The sequence below is a fragment of the Pandoraea iniqua genome (genome assembly GCF_902459685.1).
Taxonomy (GTDB): domain Bacteria; phylum Pseudomonadota; class Gammaproteobacteria; order Burkholderiales; family Burkholderiaceae; genus Pandoraea; species Pandoraea iniqua.
In genome coordinates this window covers 217391-241289 of record NZ_CABPSF010000009.1, presented here as the reverse complement: position 1 = coordinate 241289, position 23899 = coordinate 217391, and the positions used below count along the sequence as shown (strand labels likewise).

The 23899-nt window shown below is 60.7% G+C and carries 32 protein-coding genes and 1 other RNA gene; 17 read left to right on the top strand and 16 right to left on the bottom strand.

The features are described 5' to 3' along the window. The first annotated feature begins 492 nt into the window (after positions 1-492). Positions 493-2115, top strand: coding sequence for a phospholipase D-like domain-containing protein (locus PIN31009_RS24905; RefSeq protein WP_150791886.1), 1623 nt, complete (start codon positions 493-495; stop codon positions 2113-2115). A gap of 144 nt (positions 2116-2259) precedes the next feature. On the opposite strand, the gene PIN31009_RS24900 is transcribed toward PIN31009_RS24905, so the two are convergent. The 11 genes from PIN31009_RS24900 to PIN31009_RS27995 all read right to left on the bottom strand — a co-directional run bounded on the left by PIN31009_RS24900 (position 2260) and on the right by PIN31009_RS27995 (position 12818). Further along, a complete protein-coding gene (locus PIN31009_RS24900) occupies positions 2260-4767 on the bottom strand; it encodes a TonB-dependent siderophore receptor (protein WP_150791885.1) in 2508 nt (835 codons plus the stop codon). 110 nt (positions 4768-4877) lie between these two features. Continuing rightward, complete coding sequence (locus tag PIN31009_RS24895) at positions 4878-5864, bottom strand: FecR domain-containing protein (protein WP_150791884.1); 987 nt, start codon at positions 5862-5864, stop codon at positions 4878-4880. Continuing rightward, positions 5861-6373: a sigma-70 family RNA polymerase sigma factor gene (locus PIN31009_RS24890; RefSeq protein ID WP_150791883.1), complete on the bottom strand. Its 513-nt coding sequence runs from the start codon at positions 6371-6373 to the stop codon at positions 5861-5863. The genes PIN31009_RS24895 and PIN31009_RS24890 overlap by 4 nt, the downstream gene beginning before the upstream one ends. A gap of 334 nt (positions 6374-6707) precedes the next feature. Further along, on the bottom strand, positions 6708-7940 hold the full coding sequence (locus PIN31009_RS24885) for a phage head morphogenesis protein (RefSeq protein WP_150791882.1): 1233 nt from the start codon (positions 7938-7940) through the stop codon (positions 6708-6710). A 23-nt stretch (positions 7941-7963) separates the two neighbouring features. Beyond that, positions 7964-8329 (bottom strand): Gp49 family protein, encoded by a 366-nt coding sequence (locus PIN31009_RS24880; protein ID WP_150791881.1) that lies wholly within the window; start codon positions 8327-8329, stop codon positions 7964-7966. A gap of 48 nt (positions 8330-8377) precedes the next feature. Further along, a complete protein-coding gene (locus PIN31009_RS24875; RefSeq protein WP_150791880.1) occupies positions 8378-9907 on the bottom strand; it encodes a phage portal protein family protein in 1530 nt (509 codons plus the stop codon). Continuing rightward, positions 9897-11513, bottom strand: coding sequence for a phage terminase large subunit (gene terL / locus PIN31009_RS24870; RefSeq protein ID WP_150791879.1), 1617 nt, complete (start codon positions 11511-11513; stop codon positions 9897-9899). The genes PIN31009_RS24875 and terL overlap by 11 nt, the downstream gene beginning before the upstream one ends. Before the next feature lie 6 nt (positions 11514-11519). Then, positions 11520-12017: a DUF1804 family protein gene (locus PIN31009_RS24865; protein WP_150791878.1), complete on the bottom strand. Its 498-nt coding sequence runs from the start codon at positions 12015-12017 to the stop codon at positions 11520-11522. Between the two features lie 3 nt (positions 12018-12020). Continuing rightward, complete coding sequence (locus PIN31009_RS24860) at positions 12021-12311, bottom strand: hypothetical protein (protein ID WP_150791877.1); 291 nt, start codon at positions 12309-12311, stop codon at positions 12021-12023. Beyond that, positions 12308-12529, bottom strand: a complete 222-nt coding sequence (locus PIN31009_RS24855) for a TraR/DksA C4-type zinc finger protein (protein ID WP_150791876.1) — start codon at positions 12527-12529, stop codon at positions 12308-12310. Before PIN31009_RS24855 ends, PIN31009_RS24860 begins: the two co-directional genes overlap by 4 nt. Beyond that, entirely contained in the window at positions 12522-12818 is a 297-nt protein-coding gene (locus tag PIN31009_RS27995) for a hypothetical protein (protein ID WP_174997368.1), read from the bottom strand. The genes PIN31009_RS24855 and PIN31009_RS27995 overlap by 8 nt, the downstream gene beginning before the upstream one ends. Between PIN31009_RS27995 and PIN31009_RS27990 the strand changes: the two genes are divergently transcribed. After that, positions 12817-13143 carry a hypothetical protein gene (locus PIN31009_RS27990; protein WP_174997380.1) on the top strand — a complete coding sequence of 109 codons (327 nt, stop codon included), beginning with the start codon at positions 12817-12819 and terminating at the stop codon, positions 13141-13143. The genes PIN31009_RS27995 and PIN31009_RS27990 overlap by 2 nt on opposite strands. Here the strand turns inward: PIN31009_RS27990 and PIN31009_RS24845 are convergent. The 5 genes from PIN31009_RS24845 to PIN31009_RS24825 form a co-directional block, all read right to left on the bottom strand. Further along, positions 13101-13781 carry a transglycosylase SLT domain-containing protein gene (locus tag PIN31009_RS24845; RefSeq protein ID WP_150791874.1) on the bottom strand — a complete coding sequence of 227 codons (681 nt, stop codon included), beginning with the start codon at positions 13779-13781 and terminating at the stop codon, positions 13101-13103. The two genes, PIN31009_RS27990 and PIN31009_RS24845, sit on opposite strands and share 43 nt — an antisense overlap. Beyond that, complete coding sequence (locus PIN31009_RS24840) at positions 13778-14095, bottom strand: putative holin (RefSeq protein ID WP_150791873.1); 318 nt, start codon at positions 14093-14095, stop codon at positions 13778-13780. The genes PIN31009_RS24845 and PIN31009_RS24840 overlap by 4 nt, the downstream gene beginning before the upstream one ends. Before the next feature lie 119 nt (positions 14096-14214). Beyond that, entirely contained in the window at positions 14215-14820 is a 606-nt protein-coding gene (locus PIN31009_RS24835; RefSeq protein WP_246185844.1) for a hypothetical protein, read from the bottom strand. Further along, a complete protein-coding gene (locus PIN31009_RS24830) occupies positions 14813-15316 on the bottom strand; it encodes a hypothetical protein (RefSeq protein WP_246185843.1) in 504 nt (167 codons plus the stop codon). Before PIN31009_RS24830 ends, PIN31009_RS24835 begins: the two co-directional genes overlap by 8 nt. A 77-nt stretch (positions 15317-15393) precedes the next feature. Further along, complete coding sequence (locus PIN31009_RS24825) at positions 15394-15882, bottom strand: helix-turn-helix domain-containing protein (RefSeq protein WP_150791871.1); 489 nt, start codon at positions 15880-15882, stop codon at positions 15394-15396. A 64-nt stretch (positions 15883-15946) separates the two neighbouring features. On the opposite strand from PIN31009_RS24825, the gene PIN31009_RS24820 reads away from it, so the two are divergent. The 15 genes from PIN31009_RS24820 (at position 15947) to PIN31009_RS24750 (ending at position 23869) form a co-directional block, all read left to right on the top strand. Then, positions 15947-16138, top strand: coding sequence for a DNA-binding protein (locus PIN31009_RS24820; RefSeq protein WP_150791903.1), 192 nt, complete (start codon positions 15947-15949; stop codon positions 16136-16138). After that, positions 16135-17178: a hypothetical protein gene (locus PIN31009_RS28250; protein ID WP_246185842.1), complete on the top strand. Its 1044-nt coding sequence runs from the start codon at positions 16135-16137 to the stop codon at positions 17176-17178. The genes PIN31009_RS24820 and PIN31009_RS28250 overlap by 4 nt, the downstream gene beginning before the upstream one ends. A gap of 39 nt (positions 17179-17217) precedes the next feature. Further along, positions 17218-18843 carry a Mu transposase C-terminal domain-containing protein gene (locus tag PIN31009_RS24810; protein ID WP_150791870.1) on the top strand — a complete coding sequence of 542 codons (1626 nt, stop codon included), beginning with the start codon at positions 17218-17220 and terminating at the stop codon, positions 18841-18843. Positions 18844-18852: 9 nt separating this feature from the next. Next, complete coding sequence (locus PIN31009_RS24805) at positions 18853-19845, top strand: AAA family ATPase (protein WP_150791869.1); 993 nt, start codon at positions 18853-18855, stop codon at positions 19843-19845. A gap of 7 nt (positions 19846-19852) precedes the next feature. Further along, positions 19853-20038: a hypothetical protein gene (locus tag PIN31009_RS24800; RefSeq protein ID WP_150791868.1), complete on the top strand. Its 186-nt coding sequence runs from the start codon at positions 19853-19855 to the stop codon at positions 20036-20038. Beyond that, complete coding sequence (locus tag PIN31009_RS24795; protein WP_150791867.1) at positions 20035-20340, top strand: hypothetical protein; 306 nt, start codon at positions 20035-20037, stop codon at positions 20338-20340. The genes PIN31009_RS24800 and PIN31009_RS24795 overlap by 4 nt, the downstream gene beginning before the upstream one ends. Continuing rightward, on the top strand, positions 20327-20914 hold the full coding sequence (locus tag PIN31009_RS24790; protein ID WP_150791866.1) for a hypothetical protein: 588 nt from the start codon (positions 20327-20329) through the stop codon (positions 20912-20914). Before PIN31009_RS24795 ends, PIN31009_RS24790 begins: the two co-directional genes overlap by 14 nt. Then, positions 20911-21537, top strand: coding sequence for a DUF3164 family protein (locus PIN31009_RS24785; RefSeq protein WP_150662829.1), 627 nt, complete (start codon positions 20911-20913; stop codon positions 21535-21537). The genes PIN31009_RS24790 and PIN31009_RS24785 overlap by 4 nt, the downstream gene beginning before the upstream one ends. Before the next feature lie 10 nt (positions 21538-21547). After that, positions 21548-21949, top strand: coding sequence for an ASCH domain-containing protein (locus PIN31009_RS24780; RefSeq protein WP_150791865.1), 402 nt, complete (start codon positions 21548-21550; stop codon positions 21947-21949). 51 nt (positions 21950-22000) lie between these two features. Continuing rightward, positions 22001-22273: an HU family DNA-binding protein gene (locus PIN31009_RS24775; RefSeq protein WP_150791864.1), complete on the top strand. Its 273-nt coding sequence runs from the start codon at positions 22001-22003 to the stop codon at positions 22271-22273. Then, positions 22273-22339: hammerhead ribozyme type II (locus tag PIN31009_RS24770), an RNA gene on the top strand. Before PIN31009_RS24775 ends, PIN31009_RS24770 begins: the two co-directional genes overlap by 1 nt. 12 nt (positions 22340-22351) lie before the next feature. After that, positions 22352-22708, top strand: a complete 357-nt coding sequence (locus tag PIN31009_RS24765) for a DUF2528 family protein (protein WP_150791863.1) — start codon at positions 22352-22354, stop codon at positions 22706-22708. Between the two features lie 9 nt (positions 22709-22717). Beyond that, entirely contained in the window at positions 22718-23041 is a 324-nt protein-coding gene (locus PIN31009_RS24760; protein WP_150791862.1) for a hypothetical protein, read from the top strand. A 1-nt stretch (position 23042) separates the two neighbouring features. After that, a complete protein-coding gene (locus PIN31009_RS24755; RefSeq protein ID WP_150791861.1) occupies positions 23043-23471 on the top strand; it encodes a regulatory protein GemA in 429 nt (142 codons plus the stop codon). Positions 23472-23500: 29 nt separating this feature from the next. Then, complete coding sequence (locus tag PIN31009_RS24750; protein WP_246184402.1) at positions 23501-23869, top strand: hypothetical protein; 369 nt, start codon at positions 23501-23503, stop codon at positions 23867-23869. Positions 23870-23899: the final 30 nt, after the last annotated feature.

Genomic DNA, 23899 nt, shown 5'->3' with positions numbered 1-23899 from the left:
TCGTTTTCTGCGTCGCTGCATCAGCAGCAGAGAAGTGAGATTATGTCGCAGCTTCTCGTCGTCGTCAACAGTTTTTTCGCTTCTTTTCGCTCGTCGCCGTAGCGACTCACAAGCTCCAAAACCACTAACCACCGGGCTTTCCAGCCCGTCGCACCTTCTTGCTTCGCCGCTTTCGCTGCGTCGCTGTCGTTGCGAGAGACGGAATATTAGTGAAAACCCCGAACCCTGGCAAGCACTTTGTGAAAATAATTTGAAAAGGGCAAAAAAAGGCCCGCGTCGTGAGCGGGCCGAGATCCATGGGACAGGACTTCATGGAGGAGACAGCCCCAATGTATCCGGGCATCCCCCGGCGACGCAACCAACGAAATCGCATATGCTTTTGGCTAAGCTTCCCTATATGGAAAGGCCTCCCCAGCGGCGGCGCGCTTCTGCCACCGCTTTTGTCGCCGGTTCTGTCACCGCTTCTTTCTCCCTATATATAGAGCGTTCGAGATGGTCCTACCGCGCCTCCTCCGGTCGCTTCTGCCGTCTCGCCTGATATGGGCGCTCGCACTGTCGCTCCTTGCGGCGGCCTGCACCTCCGTCCGGCCGCCGCCTGAGCCGACGCAGTGGACGTCCCATACGTCCGCCACGGCCCCGGGCGCATTGGCGGATGCCCTCGCCCCGGCGGAGCACGCCCACCCCGGGGAATCCGGTTTCCAGTTGCTGGCCACCGGCTCCGCCGCGTTCACCACGCGTATCGCACTGGTCCAGTCGGCGCAGCACAGTCTCGACGTGCAGTACTACAGCGCGGGCGAAGACATCACTGGCCGCCTGCTGCTCCAGTCGCTGCTCGACGCCGCCGACCGAGGCGTGCGTGTGCGCATGTTGGTCGACGACATCAACCGCCGCCACACCGACCCGACCTTCGCCGTGCTCGACCAGCACCGCAATATCGAAGTCCGCGTCTTCAATCCGTTCGGCACGCGCGACACCACCCTGCTCCAACGCGCCGGCAACCTCCTCACGCAGTTCGACCAGCTCAACCGGCGGATGCACAACAAGGCGCTCGTCGCCGACAACCAGCTCGCCATCGTCGGCGGCCGCAATCTGGGTGACGAATACTTCGACGCCAACCCCGATCTGTCCTTCCGCGACTTTGACTTATTGTGCGCAGGCCCCGTCGTCGACGCGATCTCCCATAGCTTCGACCATTTCTGGACCAGCCCGCAGTCCTACCCGCTCCGACAGGTGCAGTCCAAGATCGATAAGGAAACGCTCGACGCCACCCGCGACGCGCTAGCCCAACACTGGCGCGATGCCGAGAACGTACCCGCCGGACGCGATGCGCTCCATCAGCCACCGCTGGCCACTGGCTTAACCAGCGGCAAGGTGCCGCTTTTTTGGGCACCGGCCGAACTCGCCGCCGATAGCCCCGACAAGCTCGACACACCCGCGAAGGAAACCACCAGCGCGCCGGGCGACAAGCTGCGCGAACTAGCGGCCCACGCCCAGCGCGAGGTGCTGATCATTTCGCCTTACTTCGTCCCGCTGGATGGTGGCGTGAAATTTCTGTCGGCGCTGACTGCGCGCGGCGTCAGCGTGCGCGTGCTGACGAATTCGCTCGCCGCGACCGACGTCGTGCCGGTTCACGCCGGTTACGCGCGTTACCGTCCAGCGTTGTTGCAGGCGGGGATCGAACTGTATGAATTCAAGCCAATCCGCCCGGAGCCCGAGCAGCGGCGCATCACCTTCGGGGGCTCTTCCCGTGCGAGCCTGCATGGCAAGGTCTACATCATCGACCGGCTGCACGTGGTGCTCGGTTCGTTCAATCTCGACCCGCGCTCGGTGCGGCTGAACACCGAATTGGCCATCGTGATCCACAGTGCCGACTTCGCCGAGCGCATGGCGGGGATCTTCGAGCGGGCCGTCGCGCCGCGCTCCAGCTTCCACGTCGAACTGGTGCCCCCGGGCACAACGCCACCCACGCCGACACCTCCGACGATGCCCGCGCTGCGCTGGGTGGGTGAAGAGAACGGCCAGCCGCGCACGTTCGACGTCGAACCCTACGCGCCCTTCTGGCGCAACGCCGTCGCGGGCGCCTTCACGCTGCTGCCCAGCGACGATCTGCTGTAACCCTGCGAACCGACGTCTGCCGAAACAAAAACCGCCGCCCCGACAAGATCGGAAGCGGCGGCTTTTGTAAATCATGACCGCCGTGGCGTCAGCACGGCGAGCGTTCACCCCACGTTCACACCCCACTCAATACGCACAGCACGCTCAAAACTCGAACGTTGCCGACAGCGTTGCCGAGCGGGCGTCGCCCACGGCCACGAAGTACTGGCTCGCGCTCGACGGGTAATACGTCTTGTTGAACACGTTCTTCACGTTGAACTGGAAGTGCACCGGCTGACGGCCGATCTTCGTGTCGTAGGTGGCGAACACATCTGCCACGAAGTACGCGGGCAACGTGAAGCTGTTGGCCGAATCGCCCGGACGCGACCCGATATACCGGCCCACCGCGCCCAATCGCAAATTACCGCTACCGTCGCCCAATACCGGGCCCCAGTCATACACCCCTGCCAGCGACGCCGTATGCCGCGCCACGTTGGCCAGCGTGTTGCCGGTGTAGAGCGGATCGTCTGTGGTCTTCGCGTCGATGAACGCATAGCTGGCAATCACGTTCCAGCGTTGCCCGATGCGGCCCGACACGTCGAGCTCCAACCCGCGCGAGCGCGCCGCACCCGACGTGCGCCAGTCGATCAGCTTGGTCGCGTCGTTGAACTGCGAGACCAGCACGTTGCGCTTATTAATATTGAACAGCGCCACGGTCCCGGTCAGCCCGTTCGGCATATCGAGCTTCGCGCCCACTTCAAACGACTTGGCGTGCTCCGGCGCCACGTTCGAGTCGATCACGACGCCACTTGAGAGCGGCGCGATCGTCGAGGTCGGCTTGAGCGACTCCGAGTAACTGCCATACAGCGACAGATAGTTGGTCGCCTTATAGACGACACCCGCGCGCGGCAGCCACTTCGAGTCGGAGATATTCGTATTGACCTGGAACGGACGCCCCTTGCCCGCCAACTGGCTGTACGTGAGCAAGCGCAAGCCGCCCACGAGAATCCAGCGGTCGGTCACGTGAATGGCGTCTTGAAAGAACAGAGACGCGTCGTGCAGCGTGTCGGTCTGATCGCTATCGGACGCCGACACTGTCGTCGGAATCACCTCGCAGCCGTATACCGGGCTCAGGTAGTTGAACTTGCACGTCGATGCCTGCCGGATCAGGTCACGGCGATAGATGCGCCGATATTCCCAATCGCCCCCGAACTGCACGTCATGCCGCATGCCGGCCAGTTGCACGCGTCCGTCGAGATACGCGATGCCGTAGCTATCAGTGCTATCCGAGCCGCGCGTGCCGTCATTACTGCGCGAAATGATGCCCGTCTTCGTGTTGATGCCGTTCACGCGCAATTGCGTCGCGTCGTACGTTTCGGTGTTGTAGCTGTAGCCGAAGTGCGCCTTCCAGTCGGCGTTGAACTGATGATCGACCGTGATCTGCGCCAGATGCGACTGACCGGTCATCTCGTTATGCACGTCGTCCAAACGCTCACGCGGCGAAATCGCCAACGGCTTGTTGGTCGTCGGATCGATCACGGTGCCGCGGTCGAACGGCGTCAGGAAGTTGCGATATTCGTACGACAGCACAACCTGCGTGTCGCGTCCGTAATACGCCAGCGTCGGGGCGACGAGCGTCTCACGTTGCGAGCCGAAGTTACGCCAGTACTGTTGATTGTTCTGATCGACAACCAATCGATAAGCCAACCCCGAGTCTCCGATCGGCCCGGTGGTGTCGAGCGTTTCTTCCACGCCGTTCTTGCCGTGACCGTATGTCGTGCCGGCCACGCTCACTGCCGTATAGGGCTTGAGCAACGGACGTTTGCTCACCACGTTGATCACACCGCCCGGGTCCATGATCCCGTACAGCAACGACGACGGGCCCTTGAGCACTTCCACCGCATCGGCGTTCGCGTTCAGCCCGCGCCCCTGCACCAGCGGCATGCCGTTGTGCATGATCGAACCGTCGCGATTGCCACCGAAGCCGCGCTTGAGCAGCGTATCTTGCGTGCCTGCCAGCGTATTGCCCTGCACGATGCCGCTCACATTAATAAGCGCATCGTCGAGCGTGCGGGCGCGCTGATCGGCCAGCACTTGCTGCGGCACCACATTGATGGCCTGTGGAATGTCGAGAATGGGCGCGTCGGCACGCGCAATGCCGGCGTCGGCGGGCGTGCGGTAGGCGTCCGTCCATGCCTGCCCCTGAACATGCGTCGTGGGCAAAGCCACGTCGCCAGAGCCGCCGCCTGCTGCCAGCGTGGCCGATGCGGGCGCGCCTTGCGGCACCAACGTGAAGCCCGCCCCTTGCGGCGACGCGACGAGGCCCGTGCCCGCCAGCATCTGTCCGAAGGCGGTCGGCACATCGAACCTGCCTTGTACACCGGGGCTTTGCCGGCCGGTTGTCAGCGACGGCGCGTACGTGAGCAGAATGCCCGCCTCGCGGCCGAAGCGCGTCAATACCGCGTCGAGTCCACCGGCCGGGATGTCATACACGCGGCTCGCGGCGGCGGCCTGAGTGGCAGTGGTCGACTGCGTTTGCTGTGCCTGCGCGACACCCACGCTGAATGCGGACGCGAACGTCACCGCAACGGCGAGGCAAACATGCCGGGGACGTGCGACCCGTGACGCCCGGCGGCGTGCAACGGCGGGGGAATTGGAAAATACGACGGCCATGATGTGAGATCTCGTTCAGGCAAAAGACAGAAGGTTTCACTTCCCTTGTCACGCGAGATGTACAAAACAGCTCACTGGCCGGACAAAAATTTGAAAAAAGAGAAAACGGATCAGCCCCGAGGCCCCACGCTCACCCAGTAGCGCGTGACCGACGCCACCGTTACCGGCAACGCGTGCGGCAGCACCGCCAGAATGGCGTCGACGTCGCCGAGCGGATAGGTGCCCGATACCCGCAGCGCCGCCACGGCCGGATCGCAACGTAGATAGCCGCGTCGATATCGCGACAGCTCCGCAAGAAACGTATCCAAGCGCATGTCGACGGCGACCAGCATGCCGTCCGTCCATGCACCGTCGCCGTCCTCGAGCGCGGTGAGCGGCTCGATCGCGCGTGCCGTGAACTGCGCCTGCTCGCCCGCCTGCACGATGCGCTCGACGTGCGATACCCCGAGCGGCATGACGCGCACGGCGCCTTCGTAGACCTGCACACGCCCGCCTGCGTCGTCCTGACGCACGGCGAAACGCGTCCCCAGTGGCTGCAACGTAGCCTGCGCAGTCGTCACGACCAACGGCCGGGGCGGTACGTGTCCGGCGTCCTTGCCGGTCGTCACCATCACCTCGCCATCGACAAGTGCGATGCGACGCGTCGAGCCATCCATGGATAAACGGACCGCACTGCGCGTATTGAGAACCAACGTCGTGCCATCCGCCAGACGCAGCGTGCGGCGCTCGCCGACGCCCGTGCTTGCGTCGGCACGCAACCGCTGCACGGCGCGCGGGTCCGTCGCGAGCCACGCGCCGCCGCCGACAAACAGCGCCCCGGCAATCGCCTTGATGGCCGTGCGCCGTGCCCGCGAGCGGGGCGCGCGAAGCGCAGCCTGCGCCACCGCCGCACCCAACGTATCGGACACATGCCGCATGCGGTGGTTAGCGCTTTCGATATGCCGCCACGCACGTTCGTGATCGGGATGGGCCTCGCGCCAACGCGCGCAGGCCGCACGCAACGTTTCAGTGGCGTCGCCGCCGTGCAGCGTCACCCACCACTCGACGGCCTGCTGCGCGATACCGGGCGCGAACCCTTGCGCCGTGGTCCGCGTCATGCCACCTCCATCGCGAAGAAGCACTGCGTGCCGGCACGCACCAGATAGCGTTTGACGGTGGCGAGCGAGATGCTCAGTTCGGCCGCAATCTCGGCATGAGACAGGCCATCGAGCTGGGCCAGCAGGAAAGCGCGTTTGACCGGGGGAGGCAGACCATCGAGACAGCGATCGATCTCGAGCAGCGTCTCGAGCACGATGGCGCGCTCTTCCGGAGACGGCACGACGGCTTCGGGCTGCTGGGCCAGCGCTTCGAGATAAGCGCGTTCGATCTGTTCGCGGCGCCAGTAGTTATAGAGAACACGCTGCGCCACGGTGGTCAGGAAGGCGCGCGGCGACGCGAGCACGCGTGGCGGGTCGCGTTCGAGCAGACGGATGAACGTATCGTGCGCAAGATCGGCCGCCCGATGCGAGCAACCGGTCTTGCGATGCAGCCAGCCGTGAAGCCAACCGTGATGGTCGTTATAGAGTCCCTGCAACGCGTCGCGTTGCAGCGTGTCGTCGGCGGGCATGCGCCCCTCCTGTCCCCGGGCCAGGTGTGGCCGAAAGGCTCAGGCACCCGCGTTGCAAATGAGAATCGTTCGCAGTATAGCAAACAAGTCCCGGGGTCGACGCACGATCAATAACGCCTGAACGGGGCGAGAGGGGGACCGTTTAGATTGACCTACTCCAGGAAGGTCTAAAAAAGTCGAAAAATGCCCGAAAAGCCTTGTCCGGTGGTCCTCGGGCTGTGGATAAGTCAAATTGTTGATCAGACGTTTAATTTGACCTAAAAACTAACAAAATCGGACGACAATTTCGCCAATAATTCGTCCGGCACCTGCCAAGAACCCGTCCACTGATCGCTCAAAGTGAGCCGCCAACGACGCGGAACCGAGGCGACGACATCTCGGCAGGATCCATTGTCCCGAGCTCGATTCCGGTTCCTGTTCGATTTCCGTCTGAGACTTGGTCGAGTCGCAGTCGAATGACAGGCTGTTTCCCGGCGATCTTCCCGTCCGGCACCAGAATGACAAGCGGAGTTGCCCCGTTATCGGTCGTGTCGACCAGCACAGCCTTGTAATCCCACAGCAGCGAGGGCACGCGCTCCTGCCACGCGCGAGGCCAGCTCGACAGCGCGGCCATTTCCCCGGCCGACGCGATGGCTTCGTCCGCTCCCGCCTGGGCGACCGCGACCAGCGATTCCGTCGAGTAAGCGGGAAACTCCTGCGCAATGATCGCCGGCAGTTCGGCTTCCATAAAGCCGGCAACCGCAGGCTCGGCCACTTGCGCTGATGTCACCGGCTGATCAAGCCAGTCACTCCAGCGCTGCCGCATCGCCTTGCGATACTCCAGCCCGACCGAATTCATGATCGCGTTGTTTTGCATGTCCACCGGCAGACTCGCCAGCTTCTGGCCAAACGCCATATCCGGCCCCAGCCAGGACTGCCCGACATTGTGATCCCAGCCGGGATCAATCCCTTGAGGCACTCGATCGGTGACTTCACCGTCGGCGTTGGTGATCAGTCGATAACGGACGTCGGGTTCGTTCGATGCCTGTTTGCCGGCCGCCGACATTTCAGCCTCGGAGTATGAACGCACTGTGCATCGGCAATTCCAGCCGCATGGAGGGTAATGTGTTCGCCAGAACGGCGACGTGACCGGCAGAATAGTTCCATTCCACGCACGATGTTGAGGCCGAGTCTTGCTGTCGAGCACCGCCCGATATTCAAGGAACGGACGGCGGTCGGCATTCTCAACGATCTGCTGCCAACGTCCGGCCATGTACGCCGAGTGCATGTTCGCCCGGAAAATCAGCTCCGTGCGCCAGCCACGCGAGCCACGATAAGCCCAGCCTGATCGCTGTACCGTCGCGTCGAAATCTTTGCGGAACTGCGACAAGGTCGTGCCGGCTTCCTGCGCACGCACCAGCGCGGCCTGGATGTCCTTGACCACGTCGAGCGGAGCGCCCGCGACGGTGAAAGCCGTGGCATGCATCGGCCCCAGCATGTCATTCCAGCGATCGGTGGCTACGGGAACCTTGTCACGCAGGTTCGCGATGGCATTGTCGGCGCGTACGCCGAAAGGTTGAACATCCATATTGGTGAGCCAGGAGGTGGAGGTTACGCGCCAGCTTGGTCATGCAACCGTTGGCGAAGCAAATAGCCTTCGTATTGCCAGATCCTGGACATCGCATTTTGCCGAGCGATTTTGCGGCCGATTTCAACGTCGAAGTTCTCCGGGCTCACGCATGCGCTTTCGCCTGTCACGGTGAAACCGTTACGCAGACACAGTACGCAGATGGTCAGAACACCCAGCGCCGAGTACGAACCGGCGGGGATACCTTTGTCTTCGTTGGCGCGCTGATACCCTTGTTCGGCGGTGAAATACACCTCATCGATGATGGTCGCCTCGATACCGGCGGGAGTCAGTCGGGGAGCGGTCTTCCCCGTCTCCTGAATCAGTTGTTCGACGGCTTTATCGTCCATGGAAATCTCCTTTAATGGTGCTTGAAACCCCGATTAAACGGGGGGATGTCAGCCTTCGTTTGACGAGTCGACATAGCCCTGGGTCGCAGACCAGTCGAGCGCTTGTCGCATGATCGTGATGAGCTCGGAGTTGTCGATCTCGCCGACCAGTTGTGTCAGCTTTACTTGAATGTCCGCCAGCGACAGCCCGTCGCGCTCGGCTTGCTCCAGCATGCGGGCGATCGGCTCGATTACAGCCGCACTCAGCGCCACGTCGGCCGCGTCGGACGCCGCGCGCACGCGAGAATCTTCGGCACGAGCCGATGCAAAAACGGCTGCGTCGTCTGATGCGGCGAACTCGGCCGCCGAAGGGCTGCTGTCCATCGGCATGAGCGCGTCGGCTTCGTCCGTCGCCTGCGGAATATTCAACTCTTCGAGCATGGCCTTACGAGACGGACGTGCGCCCATGTTCGCGGCGATCTGGTACGTCTGGGCGCGGTCCTTGCCGGCCGCGTTGATCTGGAAGAACTCCAGTTCGGGCGACGGCACGTCTTCACCGAAATTGAAGGTCGTGATCCACCTGAAAATCTGGGACATCGATGCCGACGCAATATCGCGATCGGAATCGTTGATGTTGCTTTGCCGCGTCATCGCAGTCTCGGTGGCGGCGCGCGCTCCGACGTTTTGCAGCTCAGCGAGCATTGCCTGGCCGGTAAGGCACTTCGACATTTCGCGGTTGGCCGCGTTAATCATCGATTCCTGCGGCAGCATCGATCCGGTGGTGTTGGCAATCAACAGCTCCACGCCGGTTCCTTCCGGGACGATGGCATATCCGCTGTCAATCATGGCTTCGATCGCTCGCGCCAACTCCTCCTGTTCACCTTCGGTCGCACCCATTCCGTAACGCGCCACGGGCCACGGCAGCCCGTGGCGCTCGCAGAACTTCACGAAGTATTTCCAGCCACCGGTCTTGAAAGTCCACGGCCAGAAACACCCGGACAGGAGCGCAGAACCATACGGGTTGGACATCGTGGCCATATGGCGCGACACGATGAAGCGATACGGGTCTTCCACCGGAGCGCCGACCGGTACCGATCGGGTCTTCAGCATCAATTGGGCGTCGACATCGAAGCCGAATCGACGGTTCGGCCGGTCAATGACACTCGTTGGAACGATATAGCTGTTCCAGTTGTTCCACACCAGCTCGTGCACACGATAGCCGGTGAGAATGGCTGTGAGCATTTGCCACATGACTTCAAGCCAGTCGGTAACGACGGCGTTCGGCTGAAAGCTCTGCATCCACTGCTCGCACAAGTCCCGCGCTTGCTGGGCTTTGGCGTCCTTTTCTGCCCACGTCACGACGCGATAGTCCATGCCGCGAAACTCGCCACGGATAGAGCGAACTTCGCCGATAACGTGAGCGTCGGCCAGGATTGACGTATATACCGCATCTGCTACACCCATCGCGCGAAGCACCGGATCCGGGTTCGGCAGCATATGGAGCTTGCCGAAGAAATTCGGATCCGAATCGGCCGCCGCCGCCTGCTTTCCGAATGCGTTGCGAACCGAGCGCGCGAATCCTTTGATATCAAGCCCCATAGAGAGACACCTTTCGCTTACCGAATTTGATTTTGGGAATGACAGAGCCCAGCCCCGAGTACGCGAGCATGAAGAGCATTTGCAGCGCGTCCGGACCATCGTCGTGATCGGCTTCCGGGTAATGCGTCAGCTGCTCAATGAGCACTGTCTGGTTCTTGTGAAGCCGCACTGTGCCGTTCACGGTGTGAGGCTGTAGGGACAGAATCCGCAAATCCTTGTCTTCGTCTGAACGAATGCCACGCGCCGGAATCGGGATGCCTCGCTCTCGCGATCGCTCGACCAAAACATCCTTAAAAAACTCTTGAAACTGGATGATCTCGATGCCCCAAACTAGGCAGCGATACTCCTCCTGGAAGCTGATCATCGTTTCGATCTGCAGGTTTGGCACCATGCGTGCGATCTTCGCTTCGACCACATCAAGAACGCCGGTTTTGCGGTTGAGTCCACCGACCAGGCACGCGCAAGGGTCGCGGCCCTTGTTGCGTTTGCCCATTGACGGATCATGGGCCCCGTAGAAGATCCATGCATCGGATGGGTGGACCCAGAAAACGAGCTTCTGGAACGGGGCGTCTTCGCTGTTCGTCGGATCGTTCTGATACTCGCAATCGAACGCATGATGATCGTTCGCCCGGATTTTCATCAGCCGCAGCAGCGGCCGCATGCTTGGCCATGAAACGACAGCGCCGTCGTCCATTTCGGCGCGGCGCTGCTCATAGAATTCGTCCGCGGCTTCCTCGCCTTCGTTGAGAAACGCTTCCTCCCATTTCTCCCAAAGGTCCATGCGTTTGGGCCATTCGATGATGGCTCGAAACTTCCGGGACTCCCACAGCGGGCTTCGGTGCACGCGGTTGGCCACACCGTCGTAATGCAGAATCGTGTTCAGATAGACGATGTCCATCGAACCATCCGGCGGACCGAGCGGCATCACGACCTTCTTGAGCCAACGTTCGAGTTTGTCGCGCTGGGTCTTCTGCTGGACGTTCTCATCGTTTTCGATGTCGTCCAAGAGCACCAGGTCGGGGCGGAACGGGCCATGCCGAATGCCGCGCATGCGCTTGCCAGAGCCGAACGCCTGCAGCTTGATATCCGTAGCAGTCAGCGCAACGCCCACGTTCCACACTCGGCCCTTTCCGACGTGCTCCGGGAAGTCCATCGCCAGGCGCGGATTGTCCGTGAGCTCGACCTTGATCGCTTCGAGCATCATCTGCGCCTGGTCGCTGCTGTCCATCACAATCGGGATGAAGTGCTTGGACTGGCGCACGACGCAAAGCAACGTGAACACCTGCGTGACCAGGGTTGACTTGGCCTCACCGCGTGGTGCGGATAGATTGATCAGCTTTCCTTGTTTGGCGGCAACGCGCTTCGGCAAATTGTCGAAGCACCAGTCGTGGAACACAGACGACTCGGCGCTGTTGCTGTAGTGCGGAAAATACGTCTGGAAGAAGAACCGATAATCGCCTGCGAAGACACGCATGCGGCGCTCCAAGCGTGCGTCTTCGTCCGGCGTGAAGCCGTCGCACGCGGCCTCAATCAGCCGGCGCTGGTCATCGGTGAATGCCATCAGCTCCTTCAGGAACTGTTCGGCGGCGTTAGATTTTTTTGCCATCTTCTATCAGGAGTACTTCTTCGCGACTTCCTGGCCAAACTCTTCCAGGTATGCGATGAATCGGGCGTGTTCTTTCGGGTACTTCGCCTGCACAAACGAGGCAAAGTCGCGCAGCACGTCCATGCAGACCGATAGCGTGGCCAGCTTCGGGTTGGAGCGACCAGCCGCGTTGACAGTCTTGATAAAACTATCCGACAAGCGAGCGAGAATGTCGGCCTTCTGGAGCGGCTGCAACTTGGCGTTGTTCTTCAGCTCTTCTAGGGTTGCAAGGAACTGCACCGACATCTCTTCGACCACTTGGCTCGTCATGTTCTCGATGTTGCCGCGAGACATGCGCTGGGCCGAGCGCGCGATATCCCAATCGTCGCCCGCTTCTTTTGCCGCTCGCTTCCAGTTCCGTGCAGTTTGATACGACACCTTGCACACGTCGGCAGCCGTCGTGAGGGGCATGCCCTGCAGGTATTTCGCGCGAAGTTGATTGCGAGTCTTCGGGTCGTGAGCCATGCGTTAGCCCTTGGAGACGAATTGCCGCACGATCTCGCCCAATGCGACCATCGCTACGCCCGCGATGCTGCCCATGCCTGCCGTCTTCACGACCAGCTTCCCGTGATCACCTTCGAGCTTGCTGACTCGATTTTCGAGTCCGTCCATGCGGTCGGTAACAGCCCCTTTCAGGTCGTCAATGCGCTGATTCGTCGCTGCCTGGCCGTTTTGCACCATGGCGCGAATCCCGCTCAGTTCGCCCTGGATTTGGCCCAGTGCCAGAAGCACTTTGTCGTTGGTGTCGCTAAGGCTCATCGTGGATTCCCCGTTCTCCGCACTTCAAATCGTCCCTGACATTCCGTGCAACGCGTGGCATATGGCACGCATGCGCGTCGCTCGGCGGGGATCGGTACGCCGCAATCGACACATTCCGAAGTGCCGGATCCCCGGCATTGGGCGCGTGCGAGCGCGATCGCATCGTCTCGCTGCGCCTGCTCTAACTGCTGCGCCAGCTCAAACTGACGTTCATTCATTGTTGTCGTCGTCCTTCAGTAGATACGGCTCGCATTCCGCCGGCATTGCGTCGATCGCTTGCAACACTCCACAGAACCGTGCGGCAAGGCGGTAGTACAACTGCGCGACATCACGGTGATTGGCCTCCAGATCCTTCACCTGGCCGCTCAGGGGCTGCGGCAGCGGCTCGGGCGCTCGCGTCAGATTCGGTGGTGGGGGCACTCGCAAAGGGTCCGGCATTGGCGGCACGCCAACGCTGCAGGCGCTCATCAGGCAACACGTAATCGTCCATAGGAGCAATCGCGTCATGGCGGGCTTCCTCTTCGAGTTTCTTGTAGTAGCTGTCGACGCGTTGCGCGCTCTTGTCCGCACGTACGCCGGCTTTCTGCCCTCGCTCGATGTCACCCTCGACCCGGTTTCGGTCGGCCTGGTAAGCGCGTTGCGCGTCGGCCAGTCGGTCATCCGCCGCAATACTCTTCCCGTCAGCGCGACCGACCAGATAGGCCGCGAGGTGCGTCGCGATTGGTGCGAGTACTGCGAGGACAATGAGGATCACGCGAACGAAAGGCTTGACGTCAGGAAGCTCGACATTCATTTCGTGCAACTCCCCGAGCCCCAGCCGGCACGCACATAAAGCGGTTCGTGCTGCAGCAAGATCCGGCGCGGGTAATCAGCGTTTTCACGCTGATTGCCTGGTGTGATCCCGGGATTGATGTCGCACGTTTTCGCTAGGCAGTACTCGGGAAATCCGGACAGCTTTTGCCGCTTGTATACCCAGCCCAGACCGCCGTTGTAGCCACTCAGTGCGAACGCCATGCGCTCACAGTGGTTTGCGGCCTTCACGCGGTCATAAAGGTGTTTGTCGTAAGTGACGAGCGCACGTAGCGCCCAGGTGGGATTGAATGGATCGTTCTCGCGCAGGCCTGCGTATGCACCGCTGATCCAGCTCGCAGTCGACGGCATGAACTGGGCCAGACCTTCCGCACCGACCGGGCTCTTTGCGTTAGCGCGCCATCGACTTTCTTGATGAATTTGAGCTGCAAACGTGGAAACAGGTGCGTCGATGCCCCAGACGAGTTGCGCCTGGCGGCGAAGATCGAGGCGATAGCGAGTGGCATCCTGAGGCACCTGTGCATGCGCGGGCGTCGAAGCCACCAAGCCTGCTACCGTGATCGCGAGAATGAGGACGAGTGCAGCGAGAGTCGCGAGCAGTGCGAGAAAAGCTCGCAAGGCGTCTTCGCGCCACGCGCGCATGATGAGATCGAAAATCATGCCGCTAGGCCCACGCAAATCAGGCTGGCTGCGACGATGATCGCGCGACGCAACGATGCCGCCTGGAATCCATCGACGCATTGTTTTCCGTCGACATCGCAGTCGTCCACGAACTCATGCGGACGGGCATAGGGAAAGATCAGGCGATCAAGCCAGTAGCCTCCCCAGCCGCCGAGCGACATGAGATGCGCCTTGTAGAACGTGATCGAAAGCAGTGGATCGGACTGACGAGTGACGTAGGCCAGAACGGCCAGCACGATGCTGGCAAGCAGCCAAACGGTGAGGCGCGGGGTTTTGAGGCGGGACAGTTTCACGTAGAGCACTCCATGACTCGGGGTGCACTCGTGAAGGTGGCACCCGTAACCTGAGGCCTCAGGTTACGGATTGCGGGGGGCTAGGGCTTTATGAAACGTTTCACCAAACGCATTCAAGCTCAACTGGTGGTGCTGCTCACTTCGCGGCAGCGCCAAAGCGCCTTCCCCTCAGCGACTTGTTTCAAGAGCTCAGGCTCACAGCTCTCTTTGGGAGCCGCATCACCTGCTCGTGTTTGAATGAAAACTTGCGCCTGAGGTTCGGACTTCAGTTGCCTATCGCAGTCCCCAATGGTGATTTGATAGGCCTTAATTTTCTTTTCGGCCGCAGTCGTAAGCTCCGGTTCGGAGGCACTGCGGATCGTCTCGTCTATGGCCGAAAGCGCGGCGGAGCCAAGCATGCCGCAGGTGCCCAATGGTTCCGACATTGGCTTGCCGAACATCTCAACCGTTTCGCTCGCTAGACGGACATTCTCCAGCGCAACCTTGAGTGTGGCTGCATCGCCTGCGCTGAAACTCTCGGGCGCAGAAACCATCTTGACCATGAGTGCAGTCGACTGATTCATTGAGTTTACGACAGCATCACGATAGCGCTGAGCGTGTTCGCGATGCTCCCGGTAAAACCTAATTTCATCGGCGTTGTTTCCGACGACAGTGTGCGAAGTATCACAGCCGGTGACGGCCAGCAGTGCGATACAGCACCAAAACGTCCTCATGTGGTTAAACACCTCTAGCCTCCCAGTAGCTACCCCATCTAGTCATAGTGAATGCGAGCGTGGCACGCAACTCCCACATCGTCATATCGCGTAGCAACTCGCTATTGAAGTTCGTTCGCGCAAATTCGATCGTCGGCATTTTGATGTGCGGCACGATGCCCCACATTCTCAGAATCTGGGCGACCATGGCGTCATTCGACAGCTCTCGACCCTGAGCGCAGTTCCGCCATCCGTTAAGGAAGATGGACGCTTTCTGGATCATGTCGGGTGTGATTCCTTCGACGCTTTGCACGCCGAGGTATGCGTTCAATGCGCCGCGAACGATCTTGCTCGATACCGAACCTTGTTCAGCCGTCACCACTTCTTCGGCCCATGCAGACAGTTGGCCACGCTCCTGGCGCGACAACTTTCCGATCGAAGGGCTTTTCGCTTTCGCCTGCTGAACAACTATGTTTGTAACAGACAAGTCGCCCGAGACTTGAATGATGTTGCTGCCCATCGCGGTCATCAATGGGGTGTCGTTTTCTGATGCTCTGGTCATCCGTCGGTGTTCCCCTATAGCAAATACGATTCATATTTTGTACATCATTTGGTGTTCATTTTACCGCCACGAGAAATAGAAATTCGGCCTCCTACCTGAGTAATTCCAGTGCCAGTGGCGATCATGTTTCCACGGCCGGTCGGTTCGCGTACAGAGGACACCTCTTCCGGCGGCAACGGCAACGCCTTAATCGTCTGCGGCATCAACGTTTTTACCATTTGTACAAATTGGCTCGATGTCACCTCCACTCCGGAGGACTTGATCATCTCAAACGCCGTAGAAATGGCGTTCTCCATCGCATCGATCGGAACACTGTTTTCAACAGTTCGCCTTCCCGTCGTTATGTACTGAATGTCGACGCCTGCCGAAGCGATTGCGACTAGGTAATTGAGGTCCGGCGAGCGCTTACCCGTTTCGTACACAGTTTGTGAACGTTGGGTGGTTCCGGCCAATGACGCAAAGTCCGTTTGGTTGTATCCAAGGCGAATTCGCTCTTCACGAAGCCTTTCATGAGCACCAATTAGTGTTGACATAGCACCAAATGTTCCTATAATGGGTGTCAGTTGTACTTCTATCGACGTATGAATGGGGTTCAATATGACAGGTGAGCAAGTCAAGCGCAAGTTGCGCTCTGAAGGCAAGACGATCCGCCAATGGGCGGACGAGAACGGTTTTTCGTACATCCTCGTGTCGCGGGTAATTCGTGGTGTGCAACGTGGCAACTACGGAAAAGGACACGACATCGCGGTCGCGTTGGGTATGAAACGCGCCATCGGGGAGGACGCATGAGCCGGGTAAAGAGCATCGTGCCGGCCAAACATGCGGGCAAAATTGATTCGGCAGCAGGCCACGCTGCCGTGGTGGAAGTCAAATCCCCGAACGTTCGGGGATTTGGCGACGCAGAACAGACGCTGGCGGACGTGCTGGGAGTCTCCGTGTCTGGTGGTGCCGAAGCCCGCATAAGCAGTGCCGTGGCAAAAACAAACTCAGCACTCCGACTCGTCATTGAGGCGGGGTTGATCCTTCTGAGCGTACGTGCCGAATGTGGCCATGGTGAATTCGAGGCATTGATCGCCGATCACGGAATGCCCAGTCAGCGTGCCAGTGAAGCTATGACCTACGCCCGATTCGCGGCATCGCTGTCGCCGCAAGATCGTGATCGCGTTATCGAAATGCCCAAGACGAAAGTTCTTGAGCTCGCCAAGGCGGACCCTGAAGTTCTTCAGGATCTATTTGAAGACGACGCCAAGTTTGACGAGCTAACGGCGCTGTCGGTGCGCGACCTTCGTATCGCACTGCGCGATGCCAACGCAAAGCGCACGGACCTTTCCACGCGTAACGAGACGCTGGAGCGCGAGCGCGACCGCTTGCAAGAGGATCTGCGGGTGTTGCGCGAAGGCCGGGTGCGCACTGGTGGTGACGTGCCGGCGGTCGTGCAGGACATCCGGCTGGAGTGCGCCGCACTTCACAAGAAGGCGCTCATGGCGGTCGAGGATGTTGGTCGACTCGGGCGGGAATTCTTTGTGAACGGCCTCCCCGACGACTCCGAGTGGAACGTGCCCGTCGTGCGTCATCTGTATGGCTCACTCGCCTCCCTGCATGCCGTCATCGGCGGGCAGCTCGCGGACCTTCGTAAGAGCTTCGGCCCTCGCGTGGGCGGTGAATCATCGGTGCTCGATACGTTTTCGCCGGAGGAAGCGACGCGGTGCGCGCTTGAATACCGCGCGTTGATCCAAGAGCACGACCACGAAGCCAAGGCTCGCGAGTGGGAGCGTGAAATGGACCGCCCGCGCAAGGCTGGTCGACCACGCACCGCTCCGAAGAAGTAATCCCCCGATCAGATCGACTACCGCCCATCAAGGTGCGATATGCGCTCCGTACTCATCAAATCCGACACCATGACCAGCCAAGTACCGGCTGCGCTGAATAGCGACCCTTGGCTGGTCGCCACCGAAGCGCAGCGGCAGACGGCTGAGCTGCGATATCAGTTGATCGGCCCAGGCGTTCAATTGATCCAGTCCGGCGCCAGCGTCAACAATGTTGCGGCGTTGCTTTGCGAGCGTCTGCGCGATGCAGAGTCCGCTGTCCAGAAACAGCTGCTCGCCCACTTGGGTGAGGTGCCGTCTCTGTCCACGCTCAAGCGCTGGCTTTCAGCGTTCCGTCGTCAGGGCAAGGTCGGTCTGCTGTCCCATCACACCGGCCGCGTCCGCAAGGAATATGGCTGGGAGTTGCGCGCCACCGCGCTGTTCAATCTCCCCAGCAAGCCGAGCTATTCGGCGGTCGCGCTGAAGCTGCGCAAGGAAGGGTTCGATACCGCGACGGAATCACGCGTGAAGACCTATCTGAAGTCCTTGCCGGCGACATTGGGCGAGAACAGCCCCGCCCGCGTTGGCAAGCACCTGCACAAGTTGCGTCACCAGAAGTACCAGCCCCGCACCTTGGAGCAGATCAAGGTCGGCGACATCTACGCAGGCGACGGCCACACCTGCGACTGCTATGTCGCGCATCCGAATACCGGCGGGCTTTTCCGTCCCGAACTTACCGCGTTCATCGACATTCGTTCGCGGTACGTGCCTGGCTGGTATCTGTCCGAGTCGGAGTCGGCGTTGTCGACGGTATTCGCGCTGTCTCACGCGATGCAAACCCACGATCACCTGCCGCTCTTCCTCTACCTGGACCGTGGTGCAGGCTACCGAGCCAAGATGCTCAACGACGAGTCGACCGGCTTTTATGCGCGATTCGAGATGGACGTCATCGGCGCGTTGCCCGGCAACCCGCATGGGAAAGGCTGGATTGAGCGGTGGTTCCGCACGGTGCGTGACCATCACGACAAGTTCTTTGCCGGTGGCCAGCTTTACTGCGGCGACGACATGGCCGAGGAAGTGAACCGCCGCTTGTCCGTACAAGTGCGCTCGGGCAAGCGCCAGTTGGCGTCTTTGGCCGAGTACATGGCAAGCCTCGCCAACTTCATTCACGAGTACAACCACACGCCCATGGACGTGCTGGAGGGCCGCACGCCCGCCCAGGTATGGGCATCGCTTGATCGCAATCCGGTTGTGTTGTCTGCCGAAGCCATTGTCCGACCACGCGAGAAGCGCACCGTGCGTCGTCAGATGGTGGAGCTGCATAAGCGCCAGTACTACGCCGCCGAGCTGGCGCTGTACGACGGCAAGCCACTCACGATCGAGTACGACCTGCACGACGACAAGACCGTCTGGCTCTACGACGCCAAGGACCGATTCGTCTGCCAGGCGTCCATCGTTCGCACTATCGGCGTCGTGCCGCAGTCACGCATCGATGAGCAACGGGAGAAGCGTCTGCAAGGCCAGATCAAACGCCTGGAGCGCAAGGCCGACGAAGCCCGCGCCAGGTCGTTGGACAGCGTGACCGTCCAGGACCAACTGGCGCAACTGCCCGATCTACAAGTTCAACCTGTCATCGATCTGGAGCGCCCTGGCAAGGGGATCGTGATCGATTTGCTCGATAACAACTAAGGAGTGTCCATGACTTCCAAGAGCCAAAACGAAGCGTCGCTGCCGGTGCCGACCGAATGGACCGAGCACTACAGCGAGAAGAACCGCGCCGAAGCGCTCGCAATCTCGAAGCAACTGGCCGACATTGGCAAGACGCGTGCATGGCTCGCGCGACTGTCGCGCGTCAATGTCACCACGCTGTCGACCGTGCTCAATGGCAACTATGCCTCCGATCCGTCGAAGTGGCTGCGGATGATGGCCGATGCCCTGGAGACGATTGCCGGTCGCGCGACGATTGCCGCCATGCCACACGTCCAAACCAGCGTGTCGCAACTGGCGACCGTGGTGTGCGATCGCGCTCGCAAGTATCGCAACTTCGGCGTGCTCACCGGCTTCGTCGGTGTCGGTAAGACGGACGCTGTTCGCCAGTACAAAGAGCAGAACAGTCACACGATCATCATTGAGGCCAACCCCAACATGTCGCCTGCCGTGATGCTCGATGAGCTGCGCGCCAGTCTGTCCGCACCGATGGCGCGCACGCTCGACGGGAAGTTCGCCACCATCGCTGAAGCACTCTCGAGCTCGACGTATCTGATCATCGTGGACGAAGCAGAAACCATGATGCCGAACTGCCTGCATTACCTACGTCGGATCCGCGACAAGGCAGGTATTGGCATCGTCCTTGTCGGCACAGATCGCTTACTCCAACTCATCAAGCCCAGCTACGGCCAGTTCGACCAGATCCGCTCGCGTGTCGGCTTCTGGCCGCAGAACGTTCGCGGCATTTCCCGCGACGACGCCGACGCCTTGGCGCAGGCCGCGTTGGACGACCAGGGCGAACTGTCTGCCGAGGTACTGGAGGCCCTTTGGCATTACTGCCGAGGTTCCGCCCGCATGCTCATCGAAAACTTCATTCCGGCACTGCGCGATTACGGCCTGAAGAAGAACCACGAACTGTCCGCTGAGCTGGTCCATGCCGTCGCTCGCGACGCGCTACTGCTCGGCGATCAACGTACCGCGTGAGGCAGCCATGCAGAAGAAAACTCGCTCATGCATCACCATCACTCAGAAGCCTGGCCGCACGCGTATCAGCGTCACGGGACGCTTCGCGTTGCCGATGCTCGAAGCACTGGCCAATGGGGCAACGCCGCAGGCCGCAGCGATTACCGCGTGGCTTACGACGCCTCCGTCAGCAGAACAGGAGGCGAAGGCATGAACCGGCCAAACCGATGGAAGCGTGGCCCCGTGCTGACGGAAGTACTTGCTGGCCTGCAGCGAGTAGCTGCGGAGGCACGCCTTACTGCTCAGCGCGTGCGCGTGCATTGCCAACTGCGAGCGTTGGAACGCGACGAGCGCCGAGCGATTCGGGAACTTGCGTGGCTGCACCGCGAGTATTTGAATGCCCAAGCTAATTTCGCGCTGATCGAGCGGCGCTGCAAGAACCAACGACGAGCACTTCAACGCCGCTTGCAGGAGACATTGCGCGATCGCTCGGGAGACTGCGATGCCGCTTCCTGAAATCTCCTGCCCGAACTGCCGCGTGCGCATGAGCTTGGACGTCGTGCTCGCTGACGACAGCATGCGCGACATCGTGCTGGCGTTGACCGACATTCACCCCGCCGGCGATGCCTTTATCAAGCCGCTCCTACGTTATCTGAGCCTGTTCGCGCCGCATAAGTCGCATATGTCTTGGGGGCGCATGGTGACGTTGATCCGTGAACTGGAGCCGGAAATGCGCGCCGCGCAGTTGACCTGGAACGGAACCACGTACGCCGCGCCGCTCGCCAATTGGTCGTCTGCGATGGCATATGCGGTCGACCAGGCACACCAGGGAAAACTGGATCTTCCGCTCAAGTCGCATGGTTGGCTTCGCTCCGTGATGGCCAGTCAGATCATCCGCGCGGCCGGGCGGGCGGAGGAAGCGCGCGAAGCTCAACTGCGCGGCGTCGCTGGTGCAGGGTCTGTCGAAGAACGTCGCGCGCCAACAGGTCCGGCCGGAGGTCCGATCCGACTGGACGCCTCACTGCCCAAATCCAAGATGCCACAGCACATCCGTGAACAGCTGAAGTTAAAACCGAGGGACCCATCATGACCAAGCAGACCAAAGAAGTTATTCCGACTGGCTACCGCAAGAACGCCGTGGGCCACCTGGTGCCCGAGGCGACGATCCGCGATATCGATCTGGAGCGCGACGGCCTGGTGCGAGAGATGATCGACGCCGCGAAGGCTGCACAGGAGAGTTTGAGCGGCCTCAAGCAACGTCTGTTTGGCGATGCCAACGCCTTTATCTCCCTCTCTGCCGACAAGTACGACGTGAAGCTGGGCGGCGCGAAGGGCAACGTAACGCTGCACTCCTTTGATGGCTCGCTCAAGGTCGTCATCCAACGCGCAGAGAACATGTCGTTCGATGAGCGCCTGCAGGCCGCCAAGGTGCTCATCGATGAGTGCATCACTGAGTGGGCGCGAGGCAGCGATCCGAAGATTCAAGTGCTCGTCCAGCAAGCATTCGAGACGGACAAGGAAGGCAAGATCAACGTGGGTCGCGTGCTTGCGCTGCGTCGCCTGGAGATCGATGACGAGAAGTGGCAGCGCGCAATGTTGGCCATCGGCGAGTCGGTCCAGGTCGTCGGTACAAAAACGTATATGCGCTTCTACGAGCGCCTGGAGGGCAGCGAGCAGTACACGGCAATCAGTCTTGACTTCGCTTCGCTGTGAGGCCCTGGACATGCACCTGCTCAATTTTCAATCGCACTTCGAGCCGCTGATCGTCAGCGGCCACAAGCCTCACACCATTCGCGCTAAGCGGGTCGACGGACGGGATCCGGAGCCAGGCGACGTGCTGCGCATGTACGTCGCGCTGCGATCGCCGCGCGCCCGGATGATCGCCCAAGAGGTCTGCGAGTACGTGTCTGAGATCCAGATCCTGCCACCGCTCGCCGACCGCTTGCCGCAGGTGTTCGTCGGCGATCGCTTGCTGGAAGAAGCGCAGGTCGAGGCGCTGGCCCGTGCGGACGGATTCGATGGATGGCGCGACATGGTCGCCTACATCGCAGGACAGTACGGCTTGCCGTTCACCGGCAACCTCATCGGCTGGGTTCACACGCCGTCTTACGTTCGATTGCAGTAACGCCCGCCGCGAGCGTTTCGTGGCAACTCAATCCAACTGGAGAACTACCTCATGAACAAGTCGCAACTGATCGAAGCCGTCGCCAAGAATGCCGAGCAAACCAAGGCGCAAGCCGCGCAATCCGTCGATGCGGTGCTCGACGCCATCCGTATCGGCCTGCAGGAAGACGGTGACGTTTCTCTGTCGGGCTTCGGCACCTTCGGCGTCTCGCAGCGTGAAGCGCGCACCGGCCGCAACCCGGCGACCGGTGAGGCAATCGAGATTGCCGCGAGCAACGCAGTGAAGTTCAAAGCCGGCAAGACGTTGAAAGACGCTGTGAACTGATGCGAAACGCCCGCGCAAGCGGGCGTCTATCCGGCGCGGTGGCCGGGTACTGACGAGCAGCCACACTTGAGAAAACCAATGCCGACTATCAAGAAATATACCTTGGAGCATGAGTTCGGTGCCGAGATCGACGTGGAAGTGGATCACGACATCCTGACGCCTGAAGTGCTCACTGAGTTTGTGATGTTTTGGGGTGATGGGGCCGAAAAACTCGCAGAGTATGGGCCGCTGCACGCGTTTCTTCGCAACTTTGCTGTCGCGTTTCTGGTCGAGGCGATCACGTCCATCTCGCCGTCCGACAGCTTCAATCGAGGATGTGTCGAGGGCTACCCCGCAGTGGATGGATCGACCGGCCTGCGAGTGTTGCATTACGACGTTTTCGACTTCGATAGCGCTGATGTTGACGTGCGGGAACGTGCCGCACGCGCTGCGTGAGCTGCTGCCATGGCCGACGTGAAAATCTTCTATGAAGTCGTCGCCGGGGAACGGCTGACTACCGTCTGTGGTGAATGCATTCGACTGCCGTACACCAATGCGTCGTTCGGCATCCATGCACGCCATAGTGCCTTGGGGGAGTTTCAAGGCTGGACCGTAACGCACCTTCTGTCGGGTGCGTGTTTTGGCGAAGGCGGCACGAAGACGGCTGCGTTCCTCAATGCGGTCCAACACGTTCGCAAGCATGGGAACGACATGCCTTCAGTCCTGGCGCGTGCCGTCGAATTCCGGGCGCAGCTCGAAAGCGCCCTTGTTACTGCCCAAGGAGGTTGACATGGCACTGTCTCAGGATCCGGCAAAACGCGACACACAGATGGTCCGCCTGAAAGCCATGAAGGCGGGCATGACCGAGGACCAATACAAGGATTGGTTGTTCGCCCAGTTCGGCGTGCGGTCAGCCACCGCGTTGACGGAGCGGCAACGACGCCAGGCACACGGACGCCTGCATAAGCTGCTCGATGCAGGCAAGCCTCAATCCTGGAATGAGCCGCAATTGCGCAAGCTGCGTGTCTTGTGGGGAATGCTCGCTGAGCGCGGAGCGGTCCAGGTCAAGACGGAGGACGCGATGGAAGCCTGGGCCACGCGCCGTATTCCCGGACTCGACGCGCTTCGCTTTGCGCGAAGCGAGGAACTGCAGCATCTGATCGAATCGGCCAAGAAGTGGCTGCTTCGGGTAGATCCAGACGTCGACCTGACGCTATGAGCACGGGGGCCATCATCAATCGCGCTGCGTTGCCCGAGCTGCTGCGCGAGCTCATCGACTGTATCGGTGAGGCCGCTGCATTCGCACTGATCGACTGGCGCGGTGGCGCGTATCTCTCGGTGCCCAAGCGGGTCGATCCGCAGCATATGCTGGTCGATCATATTGGCCCGGTCGCCTTCGTGGCCCTGGTCGATCGCTTCGGTGGCGAGACGGTCATGCTACCGAAGAAAGACGCAATCACGCGCCAACAGCGCCACCAAATCGTGCGTCATCTTCGCTACTTCGAGCGACTGACCGTCGATCAAATCGCCATCCGCACCGGATACACGATGCGCCGCGTTTTCCAGATTCTCGGAGAGCGCCCCGCTGAACCATCGAGCGGCGATTTGTTTGAGTGAGGTTCGCTGTCAAAGGGAACCCCATTCAAA